Genomic DNA, 20,064 nt, shown 5'->3' with positions numbered 1-20,064 from the left:
TCCACGCAAGACGAAGAACCATGGATCGCAAGCTGCTCGACCTGCTGGTGTCCCCGGACACCCGCCAGCCCCTGTCCCTGCTGGATGGCAAGGGCCTGGAAGCCCTCAACAAGGCCATTTCCGCCGGCACGGTGACCAAGGCCGATGGCAACCCGCTGGCGCAGCCGCTGCGCGAGGCGCTGGTCACCCGTGACCGCAAGCAGGTGTTCCGCGTCGACGACGGCATCCCGGTGCTGCTGGCCGAGGAAGCCGTTCCGACCGCCCAGATCGCCGACTTCCCGGCCGCATGAGCACGCTGCCGACGCCGGATGCGGCCGTTGTCGCCGCCGATGTCGCGCGCGCGCTGGCCGAGGACCTGGGCAGCGGTGACGTCACCGCCGCCCTGCTCCCCGACCAGGCCGACAGCGCCTACCTGCTGTGCAAGCAGGATGCGGTGATCGCCGGGCGCCCCTGGTTCGACGCCACCCACCGCGCGCTCGACCCTGACGTGCGCATTGAATGGCACATCGCCGAAGGCGATGCCGTCACCGCCGGCACCGTGCTGGCCCTGCTGCACGGGCGCAGCCGCAGCCTGGTCAGTGCCGAGCGCACGTCGCTGAACTTCCTGCAGACGCTGTCCGGCACCGCGACCACCACTGCCCGCTACGTGGCCGCGGTGGCCGGTACCGGTACCCGCATCCTCGACACCCGCAAGACCCTGCCCGGCCTGCGCCTGGCACAGAAGTACGCGGTGCGCTGCGGCGGCGGCGAGAACCACCGCTTCGGCCTGTACGACACGGTGATGCTGAAGGAGAACCACATCCGTGCTGCCGGTTCGCTGGCCGCGGCGGTGGCCGCCGCACGCCGGCAGTGGCCTGCGCTGCCACTGGTGGTCGAGGTTGAAGACCTGGCACAGCTGCGCCAGGCGCTCGAAGCCGGTTGCGAACGCATCCTGCTGGATGACTTCAGTCCCGACCTGCGCCGCGAGGCGGTGCGCATCACGGCCGGGCGCATTCCGCTGGAAGTCTCCGGCAGCGTCGGCCTGGGCGGCCTGCGTTCGATCGCCGAGGATGGCGTCGATTGCATCTCCATCGGCGGGCTGACCAAGCATGTGCAGGCCATCGATCTGTCGTTGAAGCTGGGCCCGCCGCCGGCTTGAGGCCTACGCGACCTTGTGGAGCCGAGCGCAGGCTCGGCGCTACACGACCCGGGCGCCTTCACGGCTCGGCTACGCCAGCCTCTGCGACGCTGCGGGCATCCCCCCACAGGAGCCGCGCATGCGCCGGATGCTTTTGCCTGCCTGTCTGCTGCTCGCGGCAGCCCCCTTGTCCGCCGCAGCCGCTGAAGCCTGCGATGTCCCTCCCCGCTTCGGCCTGAGCCCATTGGCGGTGGTCATCCGCAATACCGCCTGCAACGAGCACCGGCTCTGGTTCCGGTCCTTCATCGATCGCGATGGCCGCGCGGCGAGTCTGAGTGTCACCGAGGCCGAGAACGAACACCTGGCCGACAACGGGCTGATTGCCTGGCAGCGCGTGGCCGGCTACTGGCGCAACAGCGGCACGCTCAACGCGATGGGCAGCATCGCCGGTGCCAGCAGCTGCGTGGCACCGCTGGGCACGCGCTACACCGACAGCGACTGCCGCGCCTTCCTGATCGACAATCCGTGGTCGGCCGCTTTCATTTCCTGGGTGATGGTGCAGGCCGGCGTTCCCGGCTTCAACACGTCGCCGCGCCACATCGACTACATTCGTGCCGCGTACCAGGGCGGCCCCTCGGGCGTGCCGTACCGGCTGGTCGATCCCGCGACCGCAAAGCCCGCACCGGGCGACCTGTTGTGCTTCCTGCGCGACCGCAGCACGACGCTCAGCTACAGCGGGCTGGTGCAGGCGCTGGGCAACGGTTCGGTGGGCCACTGGAAATCACATTGCGAAGTGGTGGTGGCCGCCAACCTCGGCGGCGACCAGACCCTGTACCTGGTCGGTGGCAACGTGATGAACACCGTGGCGATGCGGTTGCTGCCGCTGGACCGCACCGGGCTGATCAAGCTGCCCCCGGCACGCGAACGCAACAGCACCGGCATCGACCCCAGCTGCACGCCGGGCCGCGAGGACGAATGCAGCTTCAACCGCCAGGACTGGGCGGCCCTGCTGCAGCTGACCGCGACCACGCCATTGGGGATGCCGTCACCCTCCGCAGCGCCGATGCAGGCCGTGCCGGCAACGGCGCCGGCAGCACCGATGACGGGCCAGCCACCGCCGAGGCGGTGATACCCGTGCTTGATCCAGCGCGCGTTCGCCGCCATCTTTGCCGGATCGACCTCTGACGGCTGACGCCATGCCTACCCTGCTGCTGTTGCTGATTGCCGGCGGAATCATCTACTTCTTCTGGAACGCCGCGCGCTCGGCCGCCGAGCGCGCGGTCGAGCTGGGACGCAATGCCTGCCGCGCCGCCGACGTGCAGTGGCTGGACCAGGCGGTGCACGCCACCGGCCTGCGACTGTCGCGTGGCGAGGATGGCCGACTCGGTTTCGAGCGCACCTTCAAGTTCGAGTATTCCTACGATGGCATCGATCGCCACGTGGGCCGCATGGTGCTGCGTGGCGACCAGCTGATTTCGTTCACCGGCCCCGGTGCCGCGCGGATCAGCCAGATCCGGCCGGATGTGGAGGATGCCGAGGATGTGTAAGGGCTGAAGGTGTGCCGACCAACGGTCGGCACCCACCCTTACTTGACCACGCGCAGGTTCGGGCGGCCCTTCGGCGGCGGGCTGGCCGGCGGCGTATCGTCCGGCGGCGTGCCTTCCTCGTGCAGCAGCTCATCGCTGGTCGGTGCGGTTTCGCTGCCCGGAATGTCATCCGGCAATGCCATGCCCTGCCCCGTCTCGCGGGCGTAGACGGCCAGCACGGCGCTGATCGGCACCTGCACCGGGTAGCTGGTACCGGAGAAGCGCGCCGAGAAGCTGACCATCTCGTTGTCGATCATCAACCGCACGACAGCACGTTCGGCGATGTTGAGCACGACCCGGCCATCCTTGACCGCCGAAGGCGGGACCTGCACGCCGGGGACGCCGGCGTCGACCAGGATGTGCGGGGTCAGCTGGTTGTCGTTGATCCATTCCACCAGCGCCCGCAGCAGGTACGGGCGGTGGCTGGTCATGTGGAAGAAGTCTTCGGTCATGCGTGAAGTGTACGCGCCCGGCGCCCCGCCGGGGCGGATCGTCTGCACGCCGGTCGGCCTGCAGACGGGTAACGCGGGGCCGGATCAGACCGGCAGATCGCGCAGTTTCTTTTCCTGCTCGGTCAGGCTGCGGACAAATCCCGGATGGCGGAAGATGCGGTTGCCGTAGCCCTCGATCGCCTTGCCATCCTTCGGCAGCGGCACATCCAGCGACTGCAGGCGCCAGATGATCGGCGCCATCGCGCAGTCGGCCAGGCTCATTTCCGGATTGAGGAAGAACTTGCTGGCCTTGAACAGCGGCAGCGAGGCGGTCAGCAGTTCCTTCAGGCGCTTGCGCCCGGCCTCGGCCTGGGTCTTGTTGCCCAGCTGGATGGCCTGCACCTGCGGCACCCAGTCGTGCTCGATACGCAGCATGGCCAGGCGGATGCGCGCACGCGACAGCGGGTCGACCGGCATCAGTGGCGGATGCGGGTAGCGCTCATCCAGGTACTCGCTGACCACCGATGCGGCGTACAGCACCAGCTCGCGTTCGACCAGGGTCGGCACCGAGTGGTACGGATTGAGGTCGATCAGGTCTTCAGGCGGGTTCTGCGGATCGACCGGAACGAAGTCGTAGGTGACGCCCTTGGCCGCCAGGACCAGGCGTACACGGTGGCACAGTACGTCGTCGTTCGAGGAAAACAGCGTCAGTGTATTGCGCATGCGTACGCTCGCCGCCATCAAAGGCTCTCCCACGACAGGAGACCGCCTGCCGCATCGGCGCCGCCGGCACCGTGCCAGCGGTCGACTCCTCCCCGAGTGTGCAACCGACCATCACAAAAGCCAATAGGCCCATGCGATGGCCGGCGCAAGAATCAGTGAACGTCCTTCCAGTATTCCTTCTTCAGCAGATACAGCAGGAAGGTCAGCAGGGCCAGGAACAGGATCACCCACACGCCCAGCTGCTGGCGCTTGAGTGCGGCCGGTTCGCCGGCGTATTCGAGGAAGTTGGTGATGTCCCGCACGGCCTGGTCGTACTGCCCGGCGTCCACCGATCCCGGCGTTTCAATCTTCAGGCCGGTCACCGGCGGGTCCATGCCGGGCGCTTCCGCCTTGCCGTGCACCGCATGCTGCAGCCCCTGCATCTCCCACAGCGGGTTGGGCATGGAGGCGTTGGCGAACAGCGCGTTGTTCCAGCCCAGCGGGCGGCTGCTGTCCAGATAGAACGATTTGAGATAGGTGTAAACCCAGTCACTGCCCCGCACGCGCGAGATCAGGCTGAGATCGGGCGGCATCTTGCCGAACCACTTCTCCGCGTTTTCCTTGGGCATCGCCACCGGGATCGGGTCGCCGATCGCCGAGCCGGTGAAGTTGAGGTTGTTCATCACCTCTTCTTCGGTCAGGCCCAGGTCCTGCGCCATCCTCGAATAGCGCAGGTACTTCAGCGCATGGCAGCCGGAGCAGTAGTTCATGTACAGCTGCGCACCCCGCTGCAGCGAGGCGCGGTCACTGAGGTCGTTGCCGGCCTGCAGCAGCTTGGTGCCGCCCTCGGCGGCGGAGGCCAGGAAACTGCCCAGCATCAGGGTGGCCGTCAGGGCCAGCCGGACCATCCAGCGCTCAGTCATGCGTGGTCACCCTCTCCGGTACCGGCTTGGTCTTGTCCAACCTTGTCCATAGCGGCATGGTGATGAAGAACGCGAAGTACAGGAAGGTCAGCACCCGCCCGATGTAGGTTTCATGCACGTCGGTGCCCGGGCCGGAGCCGATCACGCCCAGCCACACGAAGCACACCGCCAGCACGCCCAGCATCACCTTCGAGATCCAGCCGCGGTAGCGCACCGACTTCACCCTGGCCTTGTCCAGCCACGGCACCAGGAACAGGATCGCAATGGCCGAGAACATCACCAGCACGCCACCGAGCTTGTTCGGTACCACGCGCAACATCGCGTAGTAAGGCGTGTAGTACCAGACCGGCTTGATGTGTTCGGGGGTCACCAGGCGGTTGGCCTCGGTGAAGTTGTCGTGTTCCAGGAACAGGCCACCGAAGCCAGGTGCGAAGAAGATGATGAAGGCGGCGATGATCAGCAGGAAGCCGGCGCCGACACCATCCTTGAGCGTGTAGTACGGGTGGAACGGAATACCGTCGGCCGGCGCATTCGGCGACCAGCGGTTGCCCTTCGGCCCCTTCTTGATCTCCACGCCATCGGGGTTGTTCGACCCCACTTCGTGCAGCGCGCCCAGATGCAGCACCACCAGCAACAGCAGCACCAGCGGCAGTGCGATGACGTGCAATGCGAAGAAGCGGTTGAGCGTGGCGTCACTGGGCAGGTAGTCGCCCATGATCCATTCGGTCAGGCCGTTGCCGATCACCGGTATCGCGCCGAACAGCGAGATGATCACCTTGGCGCCCCAGAACGACATCTGGCCCCACGGCAGCACATAGCCCATGAAGGCTTCGGCCATCAGCACCAGGTAGATCAGCATGCCCAGGATCCACACCAGCTCGCGCGGCTTCTGGTAGCTGCCGTACAGCAGGCCGCGGAACATGTGCAGGTAGACCACGATGAAGAACAGCGAGGCGCCGGTGGAGTGCATGTAGCGGATCAGCCAGCCCCACTCCACATCACGCATGATGTATTCGATGGAGCCGAACGCCTCCGCGGCGCTGGTCTTGTAGTGCATCGTCAGGAAGATGCCGGTGACGATCTGGTTGACCAGCACCAGCAGTGCCAGCGAGCCGAAGTAGTACCAGATGTTGAAGTTCTTCGGCGCGTAGTACTCGCTGACGTGCTTGCGATAGACCGGCATCAGGCCCGGCGCGCGGGCATTGACCCAGTCGGCGACGCCGCTGGCGGTACGGCTGAGGATATTGGCCATCAGGCAGCCCCCTGCGGATCGACACCGATGATGATGGTGTTGTCGTCCTGGTAGTGGTGCGCGGGCACCTTCAGGTTGATCGGCGCCGGCACATCCTTGAAGACGCGGCCGGACATGTCGAAGCGCGACTTGTGGCAGGGGCAGAAGTAACCGCCCTTCCACTGCGGGTCATAGGGCTCGGGCCGGATCTCGGCGACCATTTCCGGCGAGCAGCCCAGGTGCGTGCACAGGCCGACCAGCACGGAGATGTCCGGCTTGATCGAGCGCAGCTCGGGGTTCTGCTTCAGCACGTAGTCCGGCTGCTGGTCCTTCTCGCCGGACTCGGGGTCCTTGAGGCGGCCATCCAGCCCGTGCAGTGCATCCAGGATCGCCTTGGACCGCTTGACGATCCAGATCGGCTGGCCACGCCACTCCACGATCAGGCGCTGGCCTTCCTGCAGGGCGCTGATGTCGGCCACGACCGGTGCACCGGCAAGCTTGGCACGGGCACTGGGATTCCAGGATTTGATGAAAGGAACGGCGGTGAATCCGACGCCGACGGCGCCAACCACAGCAGTGGTGGCAGAAAGAAAACGCCGACGTCCGGTGTTGACTGGATCGTGTACCCCATCGTTGGCCATCCGGCACTCCGATATTGATTAGGTAGCTTTAAGGCTGCCAGCGGATCCGGTGGGGGCCAGAGCCGCATTGAATCGCGGTCGAGTGTAGCGGAACCGTCGCGCGCCACACAACGCTCTTTGCAAGGAGTGCCGACTGACAGTCGGCACCCACCTGTTCAAGGGAGTGCCGACCAACGGTCGGCACCTACTGGTGACTCAGGGCGGTGCGGTAACGCTCGGCCAGCTGCCCAACCCGGCGCACGTAGTACTGGGTCTCGCTGTAGGGCGGCACGCCACCGTGGCGGTCGACCGCGCCTTCGCCGGCGTTGTAGCCGGCCGCGGCCAGGGTCAGGTCGCCATTGAAGCGCTTCAGCAACCACGCAAGATACTGCACACCACCACGGATGTTCTGCGCGGCATCGTAGGAATCGCTGACCCCGAAGCGGGCCGCGGTCGGCGGCATCAGCTGCATCAGGCCCTGCGCGCCGGCGCGGCTGAGCGCGGTCGGGTTGTAGGCCGATTCGGCGTGGATGATGGCACGCACCACGGCCTCCTCGACGCCGAACTCGCGTGCCGCCGAGGTGATCTCGGTCTGGAACGCGGTGGTGTTCAGGCGCACCGAACCGAAGTCCACGCGCGGGTTGACGCCGCACGCGTAGCAGCGCTCCATGAAACTGTAGCGGATGGTGCGCACCGGACCGAGGTTGGCCACCTGGGTCGGCCGCGCACTGGTGTAGTGGCGCACCCCATCCTTCATGAAGGAATAGACCTGGCCGCTGACCATCCGCCCGGCCCGCGAGGCCGTCGGTGCCGCGGCAGGCGCGGGTGCAGCAGGCGTCGGCGCGACCGCAGCGGGCGCAGCAGCGCTGGCCGCCACAGCGACCGGATTGCGTTCGATGCTGGCCACCGAGGTCGGCGCAGGCTTCGGTGCGGCCACCACGGGGCGCGGTGCCGGGCGGGTATCGCGGCTGTAGCTGATGCTGCTGCAGCGCGCGCCAGCCACTCGCTTGCTCACGTAGCTGGTGACCCCGTCGGCGCCCTGGCACTTGTACAGGGTGCCGGCGCTGGCCGGCGCAGCGGTCAGCGCAGCGATGATGATCGCCGTTGTCCCCAGTATCCCCTTCATGCCGCGAGTGTCCCAGCTTCGCCGGGGCTTGCCAAGCGACGCGGCTCAGCCTGTGACCGGTGGCACAGCCAGCACCTGGCCCAATCCGGCCAAACGCTGTGCCAGCTCATCGCGCAGGCCCGGCGGTGTGGTCCACAACGCCACCGGCACCCGGTCCAGGCTGAGGATCTGCGCCAGCATCATGCCGCCGCTCTCGGCGCCCATGCGCAACAGGCAATGGTCGGCGCCATCAGCCTCCAGCACACCACACCACGGCGGGATGCGCCCTTCCAGCTCGGTGCGGCTGCCGGCCAGGCGGACGATGGCCTGCAGCGCGAAGGGCGCCTGGCTGACCGCCTGCCGCACCATCACGTCCGGGGGCGCGGGCGTGCGTCGATGCATGCCCGGCCCGGCGCATTCGCGCACCGCGCCCATCCGGTCCACGCGCAGGGTGCGCCAGTCCTGCCGGCCCAGATCCCAGGCCAGCAGGTACCAGCGCCGCCCATAGTTGACCAGGTGCTGCGCCTCGACCTCGCGCTGGGTCACCGCCTCCTGCGCACTGCGGTACTCGAAGGCCAGCCGTGACGCCTGCCGGCAATGCTGGGCCAGCCGTCCCAGCAGGCGTGCGTCGGTGGAGGGAAGGTCGGACAGGGTGGCCGTCGCCGCATGCACCTCGCCGGCCTGCTGGCGGCGACGGGTCGGCACCAGCGGGTCGAGCTTGGACAACAGGCCCCGCGCGGTGTCGTCGATGCCGGCGACGGACGCGGACGCGGCACGCAGGGCGATGGCCAGGGTGGTCGCCTCCTCCTCGTCCAGCAGCATCGGCAGCACCGGCGCCCCAGCCCCGAGCTGATAGCCGCCGCCGACCCCCGAGGAGGCCCGCACCGGATAGCCCAGTTCGCGCAGGCGTTCGATATCACGGCGGATGCTGCGCCGGTCCACGCCCATGCGCTCGGCCAGCTCAGCCCCGGACCACTGGCGGCGGGCCTGCAGCAGGGCGATCAGGCGCAGCAGTCGATGGGCGGTATGGCGCATGAAGAATCGAGGACAGAAGTCGTCCGCAATAGTGCCCCAGGATGGCTTCCAGTTCACCACCCACCGCAAGGAGCAATGCCATGACCTCACGCCAGATCACCCTGTACCACGCCGCCCGATCCCGCTCGAGCGGCGCCGTGGCCCTGCTCGAAGCGCTGGGTGCCGACTACCGCATGCAGGTGCTGGACCTGAAGGCCGGCGCCAACCTGGCCCCGGCCTACCTGGCCATCAACCCGATGGGCAAGGTGCCGGCCATCGTCCACAACGGCGCGCTGGTGACCGAACAGGTGGCCATTTATCTGTACCTGGCCGACCTGTATCCGGAGGCCGGGCTGGCCCCGCCGATCGGCGACGCCCTGCGCGGACCCTACCTGCGCTGGATGGCCTTCTACGGTGCCTGTTTCGAGCCGGCGATGATCGACAAGGCGATGCACCGCGAGCCGCCGCCGCGCCTGATGTCGCCGTACAACGACGCCGAGACCGTGCTGCAGGTGGTCGAGGCCCAGCTGGCACAGGGTCGCTACCTGCTCGGCGAGACGATGAGTGCCGCCGACGTGCTGTGGGGCAATGCGCTGGCCTGGACCACGGCCTTCGGCCTGGTGCAGCCTGCGCCGGCCACGGCTGATTACATCGCACGGATGAGCGCGATGACCGCCTTCGACCGTTCGCGGCAGATCGATGCGGAGCTGGCGGCGGCATAAGCAGCGCCGGAGCAGCGCCGGCCGGCTTTCCTTGTAGAGCCGAGCCCACGCTCGGCTGGCTTCAGTAGAGCCAGGCCATGCCAGGCTGCCCCATGGGAAGCGGGAAGAGCAGCCGAGCGTGGGCTCGGCTCTACAAGGGCGCGGCGGCTGGCGCGGGATGCGGGTAGAATTGCCCGCTTTCCCGCCACCCGAATGGATTAAGCGCCATGACCGGGACGCCAGACGTCTTTCCGCCCGCCACCCCGGGCGGTACCCCGCTCGTTGCCCTGCCCGCTGGTCCGCGCAAGCCCGACCAGGTCAAGGGCAAGCTGTACATCAAAACCCACGGTTGCCAGATGAACGAGTACGACTCGGCCAAGATGGCCGACGTGCTTGCCGCCAGCGATGGCCTGGAACTGACCGACAGCCCGGACGATGCCGACGTCATCCTGGTCAACACCTGCTCCATCCGCGAGAAGGCGCAGGAGAAGGTGTTCAGCCAACTCGGCGTGTGGAAGGGCCTGAAGAACAAGGGCCGCGAGGTCATCATCGGCGTGGGCGGCTGCGTTGCCTCGCAGGAAGGCGAAGCGATCATCAAGCGCGCCCCGTTTGTGGACCTTGTGTTCGGTCCGCAGACCCTGCATCGCCTGCCGGAACTGATCCGCGCGCGGCGTGAGCAGAAGCGCCCGCAGGTGGACATCAGCTTCCCCGAGATCGAGAAGTTCGACCGCCTGCCCGAGCCACGCGCCGAAGGTGCCTCGGCGTTCGTGTCGATCATGGAAGGCTGTTCCAAGTACTGCTCGTTCTGCGTGGTGCCCTACACCCGCGGCACCGAAGTCAGCCGCCCGTTCGAGGACGTGGTGGTGGAAGTGGCGCAGCTCGCCGCGCAGGGCGTGCGCGAGATCAACCTGCTCGGCCAGAACGTCAACGCCTATCGCGGCCCGTATGGAGACGGTGAGTTTGCCGACCTCGGCCTGCTGATCCGCACCATCGCCGAGATCGATGGTGTCGGCCGCATCCGCTTCACCACCTCGCACCCGCTCGAGTTCAGCGATTCGCTGATCGATGCGTTCCGCGACGTTCCGCAGCTGGCCAACTTCCTGCACCTGCCGGTGCAGGCCGGCAGCGACCGCGTGCTGTCGGCGATGAAGCGCGGCTACACCGCGCTGGAATTCAAGTCGAAGATCCGCAAGCTGCGCGCGGTGCGCCCGGACATTTCAATCAGCTCGGACTTCATCGTCGGCTTCCCCGGCGAGACCGATGCCGACTTCGAGAAGACCATGAAGCTGATCGAGGACATCGGCTTCGACCACAGTTTCTCCTTCATCTATTCGCGTCGACCGGGTACACCGGCGGCCGATCTGGAGGACACGATCAGCGATGCCGAGAAGCACGCCCGCCTGTCGCGCCTGCAGGAGCGCATCAATGCGCACGCCGCCAGCATCTCGCAGAAGATGGTTGGTACCGTGCAGACCGTGCTGGTGGAAGGGCCGTCGCGCAAGAATCCGAACGAACTGACCGGCAAGACCGAGAACATGCGGTCGGTGAATTTCCCGGCGCCTGCGCGCCTTATCGGGCAGTTCGTGGATGTGGTGATCACCGAAGCGCTTACCAATTCGCTGCGCGCGCGGGTGGTGGCGGAGTAAGTCTCCGGGTCGGCAAAGAGGGTCGGAGCCCCTGCGGGGATCCGACCCCGACCCTCTTCAATCCAGGCGCTTGCGGAAACGCAGGATCGCCAGGGTCATCATCACCACGATGAAGGCCAGCAGCGCCAGTGCGTCGTGCCATAGCTCCCACAGCGAGGCGCCGCGCAGCATGATGCCGCGCACCAGGCGCAGGAAGTGGGTCAACGGCAGCACTTCGGCCAGCCACTGCACCGGCCGCGGCATGCCGGCGAACGGGAACATGAAGCCCGACAACAGGATCGACGGCAGGAACAGGAACAGGGTCATCTGCATCGCCTGGAACTGCGAACGCGCGCGCGTGGAGATCAGCAGGCCCAGCGCCAGGTTGGCCAGCACCAGCAGCACTGCGGCCAGGTAGATGTCGAGCAGGCTGCCGCGGATCGGCACCTGGAACAGCCAGGTGCCCAGCACCAGCACCAGCGTGGTCTGCAGCAGACCGATCGCTGCATAGGGCAGCACCTTGCCGACCATCAGTTCGCTGCGCGATACCGGCGTGGCGATCAGCAGTTCCATGTTGCCGCGCTCGCGCTCGCGCACCACCGCCACCGCCGTGAACATCACCAAGGTCATGGTCAGGATCACCCCGATCAGGCCGGGCACGATGTTCACCGCCGAGCGCCGTTGCGGGTTGTAGAAACTGGTCACGCTGACCTGGCCACTGGCAATGCTGCCTTCGCGCAACGGCCGCGTATTGCTGGTCGGGCGCGTATCCAGTGGCACCTGCGCCAGCTGGATCGCCGCACTCTGCACCACGGTATCGCTGCCATCGACCAGCACCTGTACCGCTTCGCGTCCATCGAAGCGGCGACGCTCGAAGTCGGCCGGCACCACGATGCCGACGCTGATCTCGCCGCGGCGCAGCGCCTGCATCAGCTGGTCCGGGCTGTACGCTTCAGTACGCGGCGTGATCACCCCGGTGGCGACCATGTCCTGCACCAGCGCGCGTGAGGCGGCGCTGTTGGCCTGGTCGGCGATACCCGCATCGAGGTGGCGCAGGTTGAGGTTGATCGCATAGCCGAACAGCAGCAGCTGCATCACCGGAATGCCGACGATCATCGCCAGCGTGATGCGGTCGCGGCGCAGCTGCCGCAGCTCCTTGAGCATGATCGCCCACAGCCTGCGCAGGTTCATGCCGCTGGCTCCCTGCCACGGCCACGGGTGGCGGCCACGAACACGTCCTCCAGGTTCGGCGCCACGCTTTCGATATGCGCTTGCGGGTCGGCGCTGGCCAGCGCGCGCCGCAGCGCCGCGACATCCGCTGCGCCTTCGTTGCACAGCACGCGCAGATGGGTGCCGATCTGCGCCACGCTCAGCACGCCGGGCAGCTCGGCCAGCACGCGGCTGGCCTGGCGTGGCTGCGATGACGTGACCTGCAGCGTTCGTCCTTGCAGCCGTGAACAGAGCTCGGCCGGCGTGCCGTCGGCCACCAGTGCGCCGCGATCAAGGATCGCCAGGCGATGGCAGCGCTCGGCTTCGTCCATGTAATGGGTCGACACCAGCACCGTGGTTCCCGCGTCGGCCAGTTCGAACAGGGCCTCCCAGAAATCGCGGCGCGACTCGGGATCGACCGCGCTGGTCGGCTCGTCCAGGAACAGCAGTTCGGGCGAATGCACCACGGCGCCGGCCAGGGCCAGGCGCTGCTTCTGTCCACCACTGAGCGTACCGGCCAGCTGCGGCTGCCGGTCCTGCAACCGGTACTGCTGCAGCAGCGCATCGACCCGTTGCCGGGCCTGGTTGCGCGGCAGGTCCTGGATGGCGGCGAGGAATTCCAGGTTCTCGCGTACCGACAGGTCTTCGTACAGCGAGAAGCGCTGGGTCATGTAGCCGATGCGCCGGCGCAGTGCTTCGGCCTGCTCGGGAACCGCCAGGCCCAGCACCTCGATCTGCCCCGCACTGGGTTCCAGCAGGCCGCACAGCATGCGGATGGTGGTCGACTTGCCTGACCCGTTCGGGCCCAGGAAGCCGTACACCTGCCCGCGCGGGACGGTCAGGTCGACCTTGTCCACGGCCAGCAGCTCACCGAAGCGGCGGGTCAGGCCCTGCGCATGCACCGCGATGTCCGCACCGGTGTTCAGAAGCGCACCTGCACCGGCAGTCCGGCCGGAAGCGTCTGCATGTCGCTGGCTGCATCCACGTCGATCTCGGCGAGGTAGCTCAGGCGCTCGACGTCATCGCCGGTCAGTGCGTAGTACGGGGTGAATGAAGGCTCGCTGCGGATCGCGCGCACATGGCCCTTCAGTACGGTGCCCCCTCCCTCCAGCTGTATCTGCGCCGGCTGACCGACCTTGACCTGCAGGCGCAGCGGCTGCGGCAGGTAGACGCGCGCATAGGGGCGCTCGCCGACCAGCATCACCGCCAGCGGCGCCCCGATCGGTGCCTGGTCACCCTGCCGGTAGGGCAAGGCATCGATCACGCCATCGCGCGGTGCGCGCAGCTGCAGCTTCTGCAGGTTGACGCCCTGCACCACCTGCTGCGCCTGTGCGGCGTCGGCGGCCGCCTGGCCCTGGGCGATGTCCTGCGCGCGACTGCCGTGCACCCGTTCCAGCCAGGCCTGCTCGGCGGCACGCACGCTGGCCGCGGCATTGCCGGCGGCCGCCCGTGCACGGTCCAGCTCGGCGGCGGCGATCAGGCGCTGGCGTGCCAATGGTTGCACCCGACGATAGTAGGCCGTGGCTTCAGCAGACTGCGCGCGCAACGCGGCCAGTTGTGCCTGGGCCTGTGCGATCTGTTCCTGGCGCGGGCCGACCTTCAGCTCTTCCAGCTGGGCCTGCGCGCGCGCCGTGTCGGCCTGCGCCGCCGCGAACTGCGCGTCGCCGCGGGCGGGGTCGAGCTGCATCAGCACGGCCCCGGCCTTGACCCGCTGGCCCTCGCGCACCTCCACCGTGGCGATCACCTCGGCCGCCGGCGCCGGCACCGTGATCCGGTCCCACTCCAGCGTGCCCAGCGCCGTTGGCGTTGACTGCCCACAGCCCGCCAGCAGGCCGATGCCCGCCATTCCGAGTCCACGCATCCCGTTGCCGATGCCCATGCCATCCCCTCCTGCGACGGCGACACGGTGCCACCTGCCCCGTGCACCTTCAATGATTCCGATCAGCCCTGACGGTTTTTTCGCCACGCGCGGGCAAGCCTTTTGCTGCAAGGTTCCTCGCCACCTATCCACAGCTTGATTCAGCATCATTCCACAGCCGGTGTGGAGAACCGGACGGGGGCGGCCGTACTGGCTGCCTGGCAACGGAAGATGCGCTGCCGTCACAGGCGCCGGCCGACCGTGACGGTTTTTTCACCACCACCTCATACGCCTTGTGGCACAAGCACTGCGAAGGCCTATCCACAGCTTTTCGCGTCCCCCGTCCACACCGGGTGTGGAAAACCGCGTATCGGCCCGCCGCTGGCCGCATGCCCGGTACGCGCGTAACCTTGTCACCCCGAGTCCATCGCGGTGGACGGCGACCCCGCCCCACCCCAAGCAATGAAAAGCATCGATCATCGAGACTTCACCCTGTCGCCGGAAGACAACGAGCGACTGGCCAACCTGTGCGGCCCCTTCGATGGGCACCTGCGCCAGATCGAGCTGAAGCTCGGCGTGGAGATCGCCAATCGTGGCTTCGTGTTCCGCATCAGCGGGCCCAACGAAGCCATCGTGGAGGCGCAGAAGCTGGTTGAAGCGCTGTACGCCGAAGCCGGCGAAACCACCTTCGACAACCACGCCATCCACCTGCGCCTGGCGCAGGCCAACGTCGAGCAGATCGCCGAACGCTCCTACGAAGCGCAGGACGTGGCGATCAAGGTCAAGCGCGGCACGGTACGTGGCCGCGGCGCCAACCAGGGCCGCTACCTGCACCAGATCGCCACGCACGACATCAACTTCGGCATCGGCCCGGCCGGAACCGGCAAGACCTTCCTGGCCGTGGCCAGCGCGGTCGAAGCACTGAACGAGTCGCGGGTGCAGCGCCTGATCCTGGTGCGCCCGGCGGTGGAAGCCGGCGAGAAGCTGGGCTTCCTGCCCGGCGACCTGAGCCAGAAGGTCGACCCTTACCTGCGACCGCTGTACGACGCCCTGTACGAGATGATGGGCGTGGAGAAGGTGGTCAAGCTGCTGGAGAAGAACGTCATCGAGATCGCGCCGCTGGCCTACATGCGCGGCCGCACGCTCAACGATGCGTTCGTGATCCTGGACGAGGCGCAGAACACCACCATCGAGCAGATGAAGATGTTCCTGACCCGCCTGGGCTACGGCTCCACCGCGGTGGTCACCGGTGACCTGACCCAGACCGACCTGCCCAAGCACGTGAAATCCGGCCTGCGCGATGCCATCGATGTGCTGCGCGAGGTCGAGGGCGTCAGCTTCACCTTCTTCGAATCCCGCGACGTGGTCCGGCATCCGCTGGTGGCGCGCATCGTCAGCGCCTACGACCGCCGCGACCTGCATCAGATCCAGCCTGGAGCAACGCCATGACCCGTGGTCCCGTGCGACTGGACGTCGCCGTCAGTTATGCCCTGCCGCGTACCGGGCTGCCGGCGGCAGTGAGCTTCCGCAAGTGGGTGGCCGCTGCGTTGAAGGGCCGCATCCGCGAGGCCGACCTGGCCATCCGCGTGGTCGATGCCAAGGAGGGGCAATCGCTGAACCGCCATTACCGTGGCAAGGACTACGCCACCAACGTGCTCAGCTTCCCGGCCGAAGTGCCCGAAGGCCTGCCCAAGGGCGTCAAGTTCCCGCTGCTGGGTGACCTGGTGATCTGCGCACCGGTGGTGGCCCGCGAAGCCGACGAACAGGGCAAGGCGCTCAATGCCCACTACGCGCACCTGACCGTGCACGGCGTGCTGCACCTGCTTGGCTGGGACCACGAGGACGACAAGGAGGCCGAGGCGATGGAACAGCTGGAACGGGAGATCCTGGCCGAGCTCGGCATCGCCGATCCCTACGCCGGCGAGAGCTGAGGCCTATACAGCCGCGCCTACGCTCGGCTCCAATGCATCGCCCCCGCAAACCTGACCGAATGCAGCCGAGCATGGGCTCGGCTCTACAACGGGAATTTCCTTGTGCTGCTGCGTATTGCCCTGCCCCTGCTGCTCGTCGCGTCCGCCCCGGCCGCTGCCTTGGATCTGCCGGCGCTGATCGAATGTCGCCAGGGGGTGGCCGAGCAGGCCGCGCTGGCGCCGCTGCTGGCCGATCCGCTGAAGGCCGTGGCCCAGGGCCTGCAGCCGCTGCCGCAGGGCAACCAGTTCATGAGCGAGTACCGCCTGGCCAGCCCGATCACCGTCTTCGGGCAACAGACCGAGCGGGTGGCGGTGGCCGGCGCCAGCATCATGGCCGTCCTCGACCAGGCCGACCCTCGGCCGTTGGCCAAGCGGCTGGAACTGGAGACCGGCTACGACCAGGACGGCAAGTTCATGGCCGGCCGCGAGCTGGTCAGCCGCGACGTGACCGACCCGAAGAGCGGCGAGGCCCAGATCGAGTCGATCATCCTCAGCGTCTCCACCGTGGCCTCCCATCCGGGGAAAACGCTGGCCGGCTGTACCTACAGCCTGGACCTGCCCGAAGAAGAAGCCCCTGCCCGGCCTGAACTGGCCCCGCCGCCGATCACCGGACCGGGCAGCGACGGTCACTGACAGGCCGCCACATCCTGCTAGACTTGGGCCAACGCCCGGCCTGCCGGGTGCCTTTTTTCCAGAGATGTCAGAAGACGACAGTAGTAGCTCCCCTGCGGAGCACAGTGAAAAGAAGCGCGGTTGGCTTGAACGCCTGACCTCGGCCTTCTCCGGCGAACCCCACACCCGCGACGAGCTGGTCGCTGTCCTGCACACCGCGCAGGAAGAGGGTCTGATCGCCGCCGATACCCTGAAGATGATGGAAGGCGCCATTTCGGTGGCCGAGCTGACCGTGGGCGACGTGATGATCTCGCGCTCGCAGATGGTCTCGCTGCCGGTCGAAGCGCCCTTCCTGGAACTGATGAAGCAGGTGGTCGAATCGGGCCATTCGCGCTTCCCGGTGCACGGCGAGAACAAGGACGACATCCTTGGCATCCTGCTGGCCAAGGACCTGCTGCGCGGCGTGGTCGCCGACAACGGCCCGGCCAACGTGCGCGAGCTGCTGCGCCCGGCGGTGCTGATCCCGGAGGCGAAGAAGCTGAACGTGCTCCTGAAGGAGTTCCGCCTGTCGCGCAACCACATGGCCATCGTGGTCGACGAGTACGGCGGTGTCGCCGGCCTGGTCACCATCGAGGACGTGCTGGAACAGATCGTCGGCGAGATCGACGACGAGCACGACGAGGCCGAGGATCCGTCCGCGCAGATCGCCATCCAGTCCGACGGCCAGTACGTGGTCGACGCGCTGACCCCGATCGGCGACTTCAACGAGCGCTTCGGCGCGACGTTCTCCGATGAGGACTACGACACCATCGGTGGCCTGGTCACCGAGGCCGTGGGCCATCTGCCGGAAGTCGGCGATGAGCTGGCGCTGGACCGCTTCATGTTCCGCGTGGCCCGCGCCGATGCGCGCCGGGTGCAGGCCTTCCACGTGACCGTGCTGCCGCCGGACGCGCAGGACGACGCTTGAAGCGCCGCGGTCTGATCCTCACGGCGTGGCTGGCACTGTGTGTGCTGGCCATGACCATGGCCCTGCCACTGGCCGCCTTCGCGCAGCCGGCGGCAGCCGTGCCCGCACCTGCCACCGCCAACGCCGAGGCCCCGGTCCCGCGTATCGGCGTGGTGACCATGCAGCCGGGCACCGTGTTCTTCGAACGCTTCGGGCATGACGCCATCGTCGTGGTCGATCCGGCCAGTGGCGAAGCGACATCGTACAACTTCGGCTACTTCGATCCGTCCGAGGACGACTTCATCAGCCGCTTCGTGCGCGGCGACATGATGTATTACCTGGTGGCGCTACCGCTGCAGCAGGACCTGTCGTACTACGACGAGACCGGCCGCGGTGCCAGCGTGCAGTGGCTGGACCTGCGCCCCGACCAGGCGCGTGCCCTGGCCGCTGACCTGGCCGAGCGGGCCAAGCCGGAAAACGCGCGCTACCACTACGACTACTACACCGCCAACTGCGCCACGATGGTACGCGACACGGTGGACAAGGCGCTGGGCGGCGGCCTGCAGTCGCAGCTGTCGGGGCGTTCGCGCGGCAACACCTACCGCAGCGAGTCGGTGCGCCTGGCCTCGCCCGCCCCGTGGATGTGGCTGGGCTTCGATGTCGGCCTGGGGCCGTTTGCCGACCAGCCGCTGTCGCGTTGGCAGGAAGCGTTCGTGCCGATGCGCCTGGCCGATGCGCTGCGCCAGGCACGCAACAGTGATGGCCGGCCGCTGGTGCAGTCCGAACAGGAACTGCTGCCACACCGCATCGATCCGGAGCCGAAGGAGTTCGCGCGTCGCTGGTGGCCGTGGCTGCTGCTTGGTCTGGCCGTGGCCGGCGGCGTGCTGGTGCTGCGCAACCGCCCGCGCCTGCTGGCCGGGCTGGCCCTGCCGTTCTGGCTGTTGTGCGCCATCGCCGGCAGCCTGCTGGTGTTCCTCTGGGGCTTCAGCACCCACTACGCCGCCTGGGCCAACCGCAACCTGCTGCTGCTTTCGCCGCTGGCCGTGCTGCTGCTGCCCGGAGCAATCAGCCTGCTGCGCCGGCGCGTGCCGGGCCGCATGTTCAGGGTCGTGCTGTGGCTGCTGGCAGTGCAGGCCGTGGCGGCACTGGTGCTGCACTGGCTGAGCCTGCAGGCGCAGTACAACGTGCAGTGGATCGTGCTGCTGCTGCCCGTCCACGTCGCGCTGGCGTGGGTACTGGGGCGCCATCCTCACTTGTCCGAAACACGGCGCTGACGCACGATGGCGGGCATGTCATTGCCCGCCTCCGCTTCCGCCCCGGCTTCAGCCAACCCCGCCTGCGTCATCAACTGCGTCCACTACGATGACGAGGGCAAACGCCACGACATCACCCTGGACGCCATCAGCGATGTCATTGCCAGTGGCAATGGCTTCGTCTGGGTCGGCCTGTACGACCCCAACGACGATGTGCTGCTGAAACTGCAGGAGGAATTCTGCCTGCACGACCTGGCCATCGAGGATGCGCGCAACGCGCACCAGCGGCCCAAGGTCGAGACCTACGGCAATTCGATGTTCGTGGTGGTGACCACCGCGCAGATGGTCGACGAGCGCATCCAGTATGGCGAAACCCATGCCTTCCTCGGCCCGCGCTTCCTGGTAACGGTGCGCCACGGCGCCTCGCTGTCCTACGCGCCGGTACGTGCTCGGGTCGAGCGTGAGCCGCAACTGCTGAAGATGGGCCCGTCGTACTGCCTGTACGCGGTGACCGACTTCGTGGTCGACAATTACCTGCCGATCATGCACCGCTTCCGCGACACCCTGGACCTGCTTGAAAAGGACATCTTCGCCGAGAACTACAAGCGCAGCACCGTGGTGCGCCTGTACGAGCTCAAGCGCGAACTGAACAAGATGCGGATGGCGGTGGCGCCGCTGCAGGATGTGCTGGCCCAGCTGCGCCGTTACCAGGGCGAGCTGGTTCCGGACGAAGTGAAGCTGTACATCCGTGACGTGCACGACCACGCGGTACGCATCAGCGATGTGATCGACACCCTGCGCGAGATGCTGGGCACCGCGCTCAGCGTGAACCTGTCGCTGGTGACGCTGGCGCAGGGCGAGACGGTCAAGCGCCTCGGTGCGTGGGCTGCGCTGCTGGCGGCACCGACGCTGATCACCAGCTGGTACGGGATGAACTTCAGCCACATGCCGGAGCTGAGCCAACCGTGGGCCTACCCACTGATGATCGTTGGCGTGGGCGGCGTCTGCGTGGGCCTGTACCGGTTGTTCAAGCGTTCGGGCTGGCTGTAGCGCGTACGCAACCCTCTTCTTGTAGAGCCGAGCCCATGCTCGGCTGGCTGTTTGGCGCATTCCGTAGAGTCGAGCTTTTTCGACTGATGCCGGCGAGAGCAGCCGAGCATG

General features: G+C 67.3%; 22 protein-coding genes. 12 read left to right on the top strand and 10 right to left on the bottom strand.

Annotation, left to right across the window (positions count from 1 at the left end; translation table 11 throughout):
* Positions 1 to 20: 20 nt before the first annotated feature.
* The 4 genes from ACZ75I_RS06900 to ACZ75I_RS06885 all read left to right on the top strand — a co-directional run bounded on the left by ACZ75I_RS06900 (position 21) and on the right by ACZ75I_RS06885 (position 2,664).
* Entirely contained in the window at positions 21 to 290 is a 270-nt protein-coding gene (locus ACZ75I_RS06900) for a Trm112 family protein (RefSeq protein WP_061478499.1), read from the top strand.
* Positions 287 to 1,138: a carboxylating nicotinate-nucleotide diphosphorylase gene (nadC, locus tag ACZ75I_RS06895; protein ID WP_005415952.1), complete on the top strand. Its 852-nt coding sequence runs from the start codon at positions 287 to 289 to the stop codon at positions 1,136 to 1,138. Before ACZ75I_RS06900 ends, nadC begins: the two co-directional genes overlap by 4 nt.
* A gap of 118 nt (positions 1,139 to 1,256) precedes the next feature.
* Positions 1,257 to 2,246, top strand: coding sequence for a DUF2272 domain-containing protein (locus tag ACZ75I_RS06890; RefSeq protein ID WP_472958865.1), 990 nt, complete (start codon positions 1,257 to 1,259; stop codon positions 2,244 to 2,246).
* A 67-nt stretch (positions 2,247 to 2,313) separates the two neighbouring features.
* Positions 2,314 to 2,664, top strand: a complete 351-nt coding sequence (locus ACZ75I_RS06885) for a DUF3301 domain-containing protein (RefSeq protein ID WP_005415950.1) — start codon at positions 2,314 to 2,316, stop codon at positions 2,662 to 2,664.
* Positions 2,665 to 2,702: 38 nt separating this feature from the next.
* Here ACZ75I_RS06885 and ACZ75I_RS06880 read toward each other — a convergent pair whose 3' ends face one another.
* The 7 genes from ACZ75I_RS06880 to ACZ75I_RS06850 form a co-directional block, all read right to left on the bottom strand.
* Positions 2,703 to 3,155 carry a ClpXP protease specificity-enhancing factor gene (locus ACZ75I_RS06880; protein WP_019659028.1) on the bottom strand — a complete coding sequence of 151 codons (453 nt, stop codon included), beginning with the start codon at positions 3,153 to 3,155 and terminating at the stop codon, positions 2,703 to 2,705.
* Between the two features lie 84 nt (positions 3,156 to 3,239).
* Positions 3,240 to 3,875 carry a glutathione S-transferase N-terminal domain-containing protein gene (locus ACZ75I_RS06875; protein WP_472958864.1) on the bottom strand — a complete coding sequence of 212 codons (636 nt, stop codon included), beginning with the start codon at positions 3,873 to 3,875 and terminating at the stop codon, positions 3,240 to 3,242.
* A 134-nt stretch (positions 3,876 to 4,009) separates the two neighbouring features.
* On the bottom strand, positions 4,010 to 4,759 hold the full coding sequence (locus tag ACZ75I_RS06870) for a cytochrome c1 (RefSeq protein ID WP_346476591.1): 750 nt from the start codon (positions 4,757 to 4,759) through the stop codon (positions 4,010 to 4,012).
* Positions 4,752 to 6,011 carry a cytochrome b gene (locus tag ACZ75I_RS06865; protein WP_005408840.1) on the bottom strand — a complete coding sequence of 420 codons (1,260 nt, stop codon included), beginning with the start codon at positions 6,009 to 6,011 and terminating at the stop codon, positions 4,752 to 4,754. Before ACZ75I_RS06865 ends, ACZ75I_RS06870 begins: the two co-directional genes overlap by 8 nt.
* Complete coding sequence (gene petA, locus ACZ75I_RS06860) at positions 6,011 to 6,631, bottom strand: ubiquinol-cytochrome c reductase iron-sulfur subunit (RefSeq protein WP_004151998.1); 621 nt, start codon at positions 6,629 to 6,631, stop codon at positions 6,011 to 6,013. Before petA ends, ACZ75I_RS06865 begins: the two co-directional genes overlap by 1 nt.
* A 184-nt stretch (positions 6,632 to 6,815) precedes the next feature.
* The gene (locus ACZ75I_RS06855; protein WP_061478503.1) at positions 6,816 to 7,736 is read right to left on the bottom strand and encodes a lytic transglycosylase domain-containing protein; all 921 of its coding nucleotides are present in this window, start codon (positions 7,734 to 7,736) and stop codon (positions 6,816 to 6,818) included.
* Positions 7,737 to 7,781: 45 nt separating this feature from the next.
* The gene (locus ACZ75I_RS06850; protein ID WP_472958863.1) at positions 7,782 to 8,750 is read right to left on the bottom strand and encodes a helix-turn-helix transcriptional regulator; all 969 of its coding nucleotides are present in this window, start codon (positions 8,748 to 8,750) and stop codon (positions 7,782 to 7,784) included.
* A gap of 80 nt (positions 8,751 to 8,830) precedes the next feature.
* On the opposite strand from ACZ75I_RS06850, the gene ACZ75I_RS06845 reads away from it, so the two are divergent.
* Complete coding sequence (locus ACZ75I_RS06845; protein ID WP_061478505.1) at positions 8,831 to 9,451, top strand: glutathione S-transferase family protein; 621 nt, start codon at positions 8,831 to 8,833, stop codon at positions 9,449 to 9,451.
* A 206-nt stretch (positions 9,452 to 9,657) separates the two neighbouring features.
* Entirely contained in the window at positions 9,658 to 11,076 is a 1,419-nt protein-coding gene (miaB, locus tag ACZ75I_RS06840) for a tRNA (N6-isopentenyl adenosine(37)-C2)-methylthiotransferase MiaB (protein WP_134972724.1), read from the top strand.
* A 57-nt stretch (positions 11,077 to 11,133) separates the two neighbouring features.
* Here miaB and ACZ75I_RS06835 read toward each other — a convergent pair whose 3' ends face one another.
* The 3 genes from ACZ75I_RS06835 to ACZ75I_RS06825 are packed head-to-tail and all read right to left on the bottom strand — an operon-like array spanning position 11,134 to position 14,143.
* A complete protein-coding gene (locus ACZ75I_RS06835; RefSeq protein ID WP_154350498.1) occupies positions 11,134 to 12,246 on the bottom strand; it encodes an ABC transporter permease in 1,113 nt (370 codons plus the stop codon).
* Entirely contained in the window at positions 12,243 to 13,166 is a 924-nt protein-coding gene (locus ACZ75I_RS06830) for an ABC transporter ATP-binding protein (RefSeq protein ID WP_069138027.1), read from the bottom strand. The genes ACZ75I_RS06835 and ACZ75I_RS06830 overlap by 4 nt, the downstream gene beginning before the upstream one ends.
* A 20-nt stretch (positions 13,167 to 13,186) precedes the next feature.
* On the bottom strand, positions 13,187 to 14,143 hold the full coding sequence (locus ACZ75I_RS06825) for an HlyD family secretion protein (RefSeq protein WP_472958862.1): 957 nt from the start codon (positions 14,141 to 14,143) through the stop codon (positions 13,187 to 13,189).
* 441 nt (positions 14,144 to 14,584) lie between these two features.
* Between ACZ75I_RS06825 and ACZ75I_RS06820 the strand changes: the two genes are divergently transcribed.
* The 6 genes from ACZ75I_RS06820 (at position 14,585) to ACZ75I_RS06795 (ending at position 19,953) form a co-directional block, all read left to right on the top strand.
* Positions 14,585 to 15,571 carry a PhoH family protein gene (locus ACZ75I_RS06820; protein ID WP_005415936.1) on the top strand — a complete coding sequence of 329 codons (987 nt, stop codon included), beginning with the start codon at positions 14,585 to 14,587 and terminating at the stop codon, positions 15,569 to 15,571.
* The gene (ybeY, locus tag ACZ75I_RS06815) at positions 15,568 to 16,053 is read left to right on the top strand and encodes an rRNA maturation RNase YbeY (RefSeq protein WP_472958861.1); all 486 of its coding nucleotides are present in this window, start codon (positions 15,568 to 15,570) and stop codon (positions 16,051 to 16,053) included. The genes ACZ75I_RS06820 and ybeY overlap by 4 nt, the downstream gene beginning before the upstream one ends.
* Before the next feature lie 105 nt (positions 16,054 to 16,158).
* Positions 16,159 to 16,725, top strand: a complete 567-nt coding sequence (locus ACZ75I_RS06810) for a hypothetical protein (RefSeq protein ID WP_472959048.1) — start codon at positions 16,159 to 16,161, stop codon at positions 16,723 to 16,725.
* 64 nt (positions 16,726 to 16,789) lie between these two features.
* Entirely contained in the window at positions 16,790 to 17,671 is an 882-nt protein-coding gene (locus tag ACZ75I_RS06805; RefSeq protein WP_005408827.1) for an HlyC/CorC family transporter, read from the top strand.
* Positions 17,668 to 18,924: a lipoprotein N-acyltransferase Lnb domain-containing protein gene (locus ACZ75I_RS06800; RefSeq protein ID WP_346476588.1), complete on the top strand. Its 1,257-nt coding sequence runs from the start codon at positions 17,668 to 17,670 to the stop codon at positions 18,922 to 18,924. The genes ACZ75I_RS06805 and ACZ75I_RS06800 overlap by 4 nt, the downstream gene beginning before the upstream one ends.
* 6 nt (positions 18,925 to 18,930) lie before the next feature.
* A complete protein-coding gene (locus ACZ75I_RS06795) occupies positions 18,931 to 19,953 on the top strand; it encodes a magnesium and cobalt transport protein CorA (protein WP_180869975.1) in 1,023 nt (340 codons plus the stop codon).
* Positions 19,954 to 20,064: the final 111 nt, after the last annotated feature.

This window comes from Stenotrophomonas sp. X, assembly GCF_055721025.1.
Note: the sequence above shows the minus strand (reverse complement) of the source record. Positions and strands in the feature narration are given on the sequence as shown.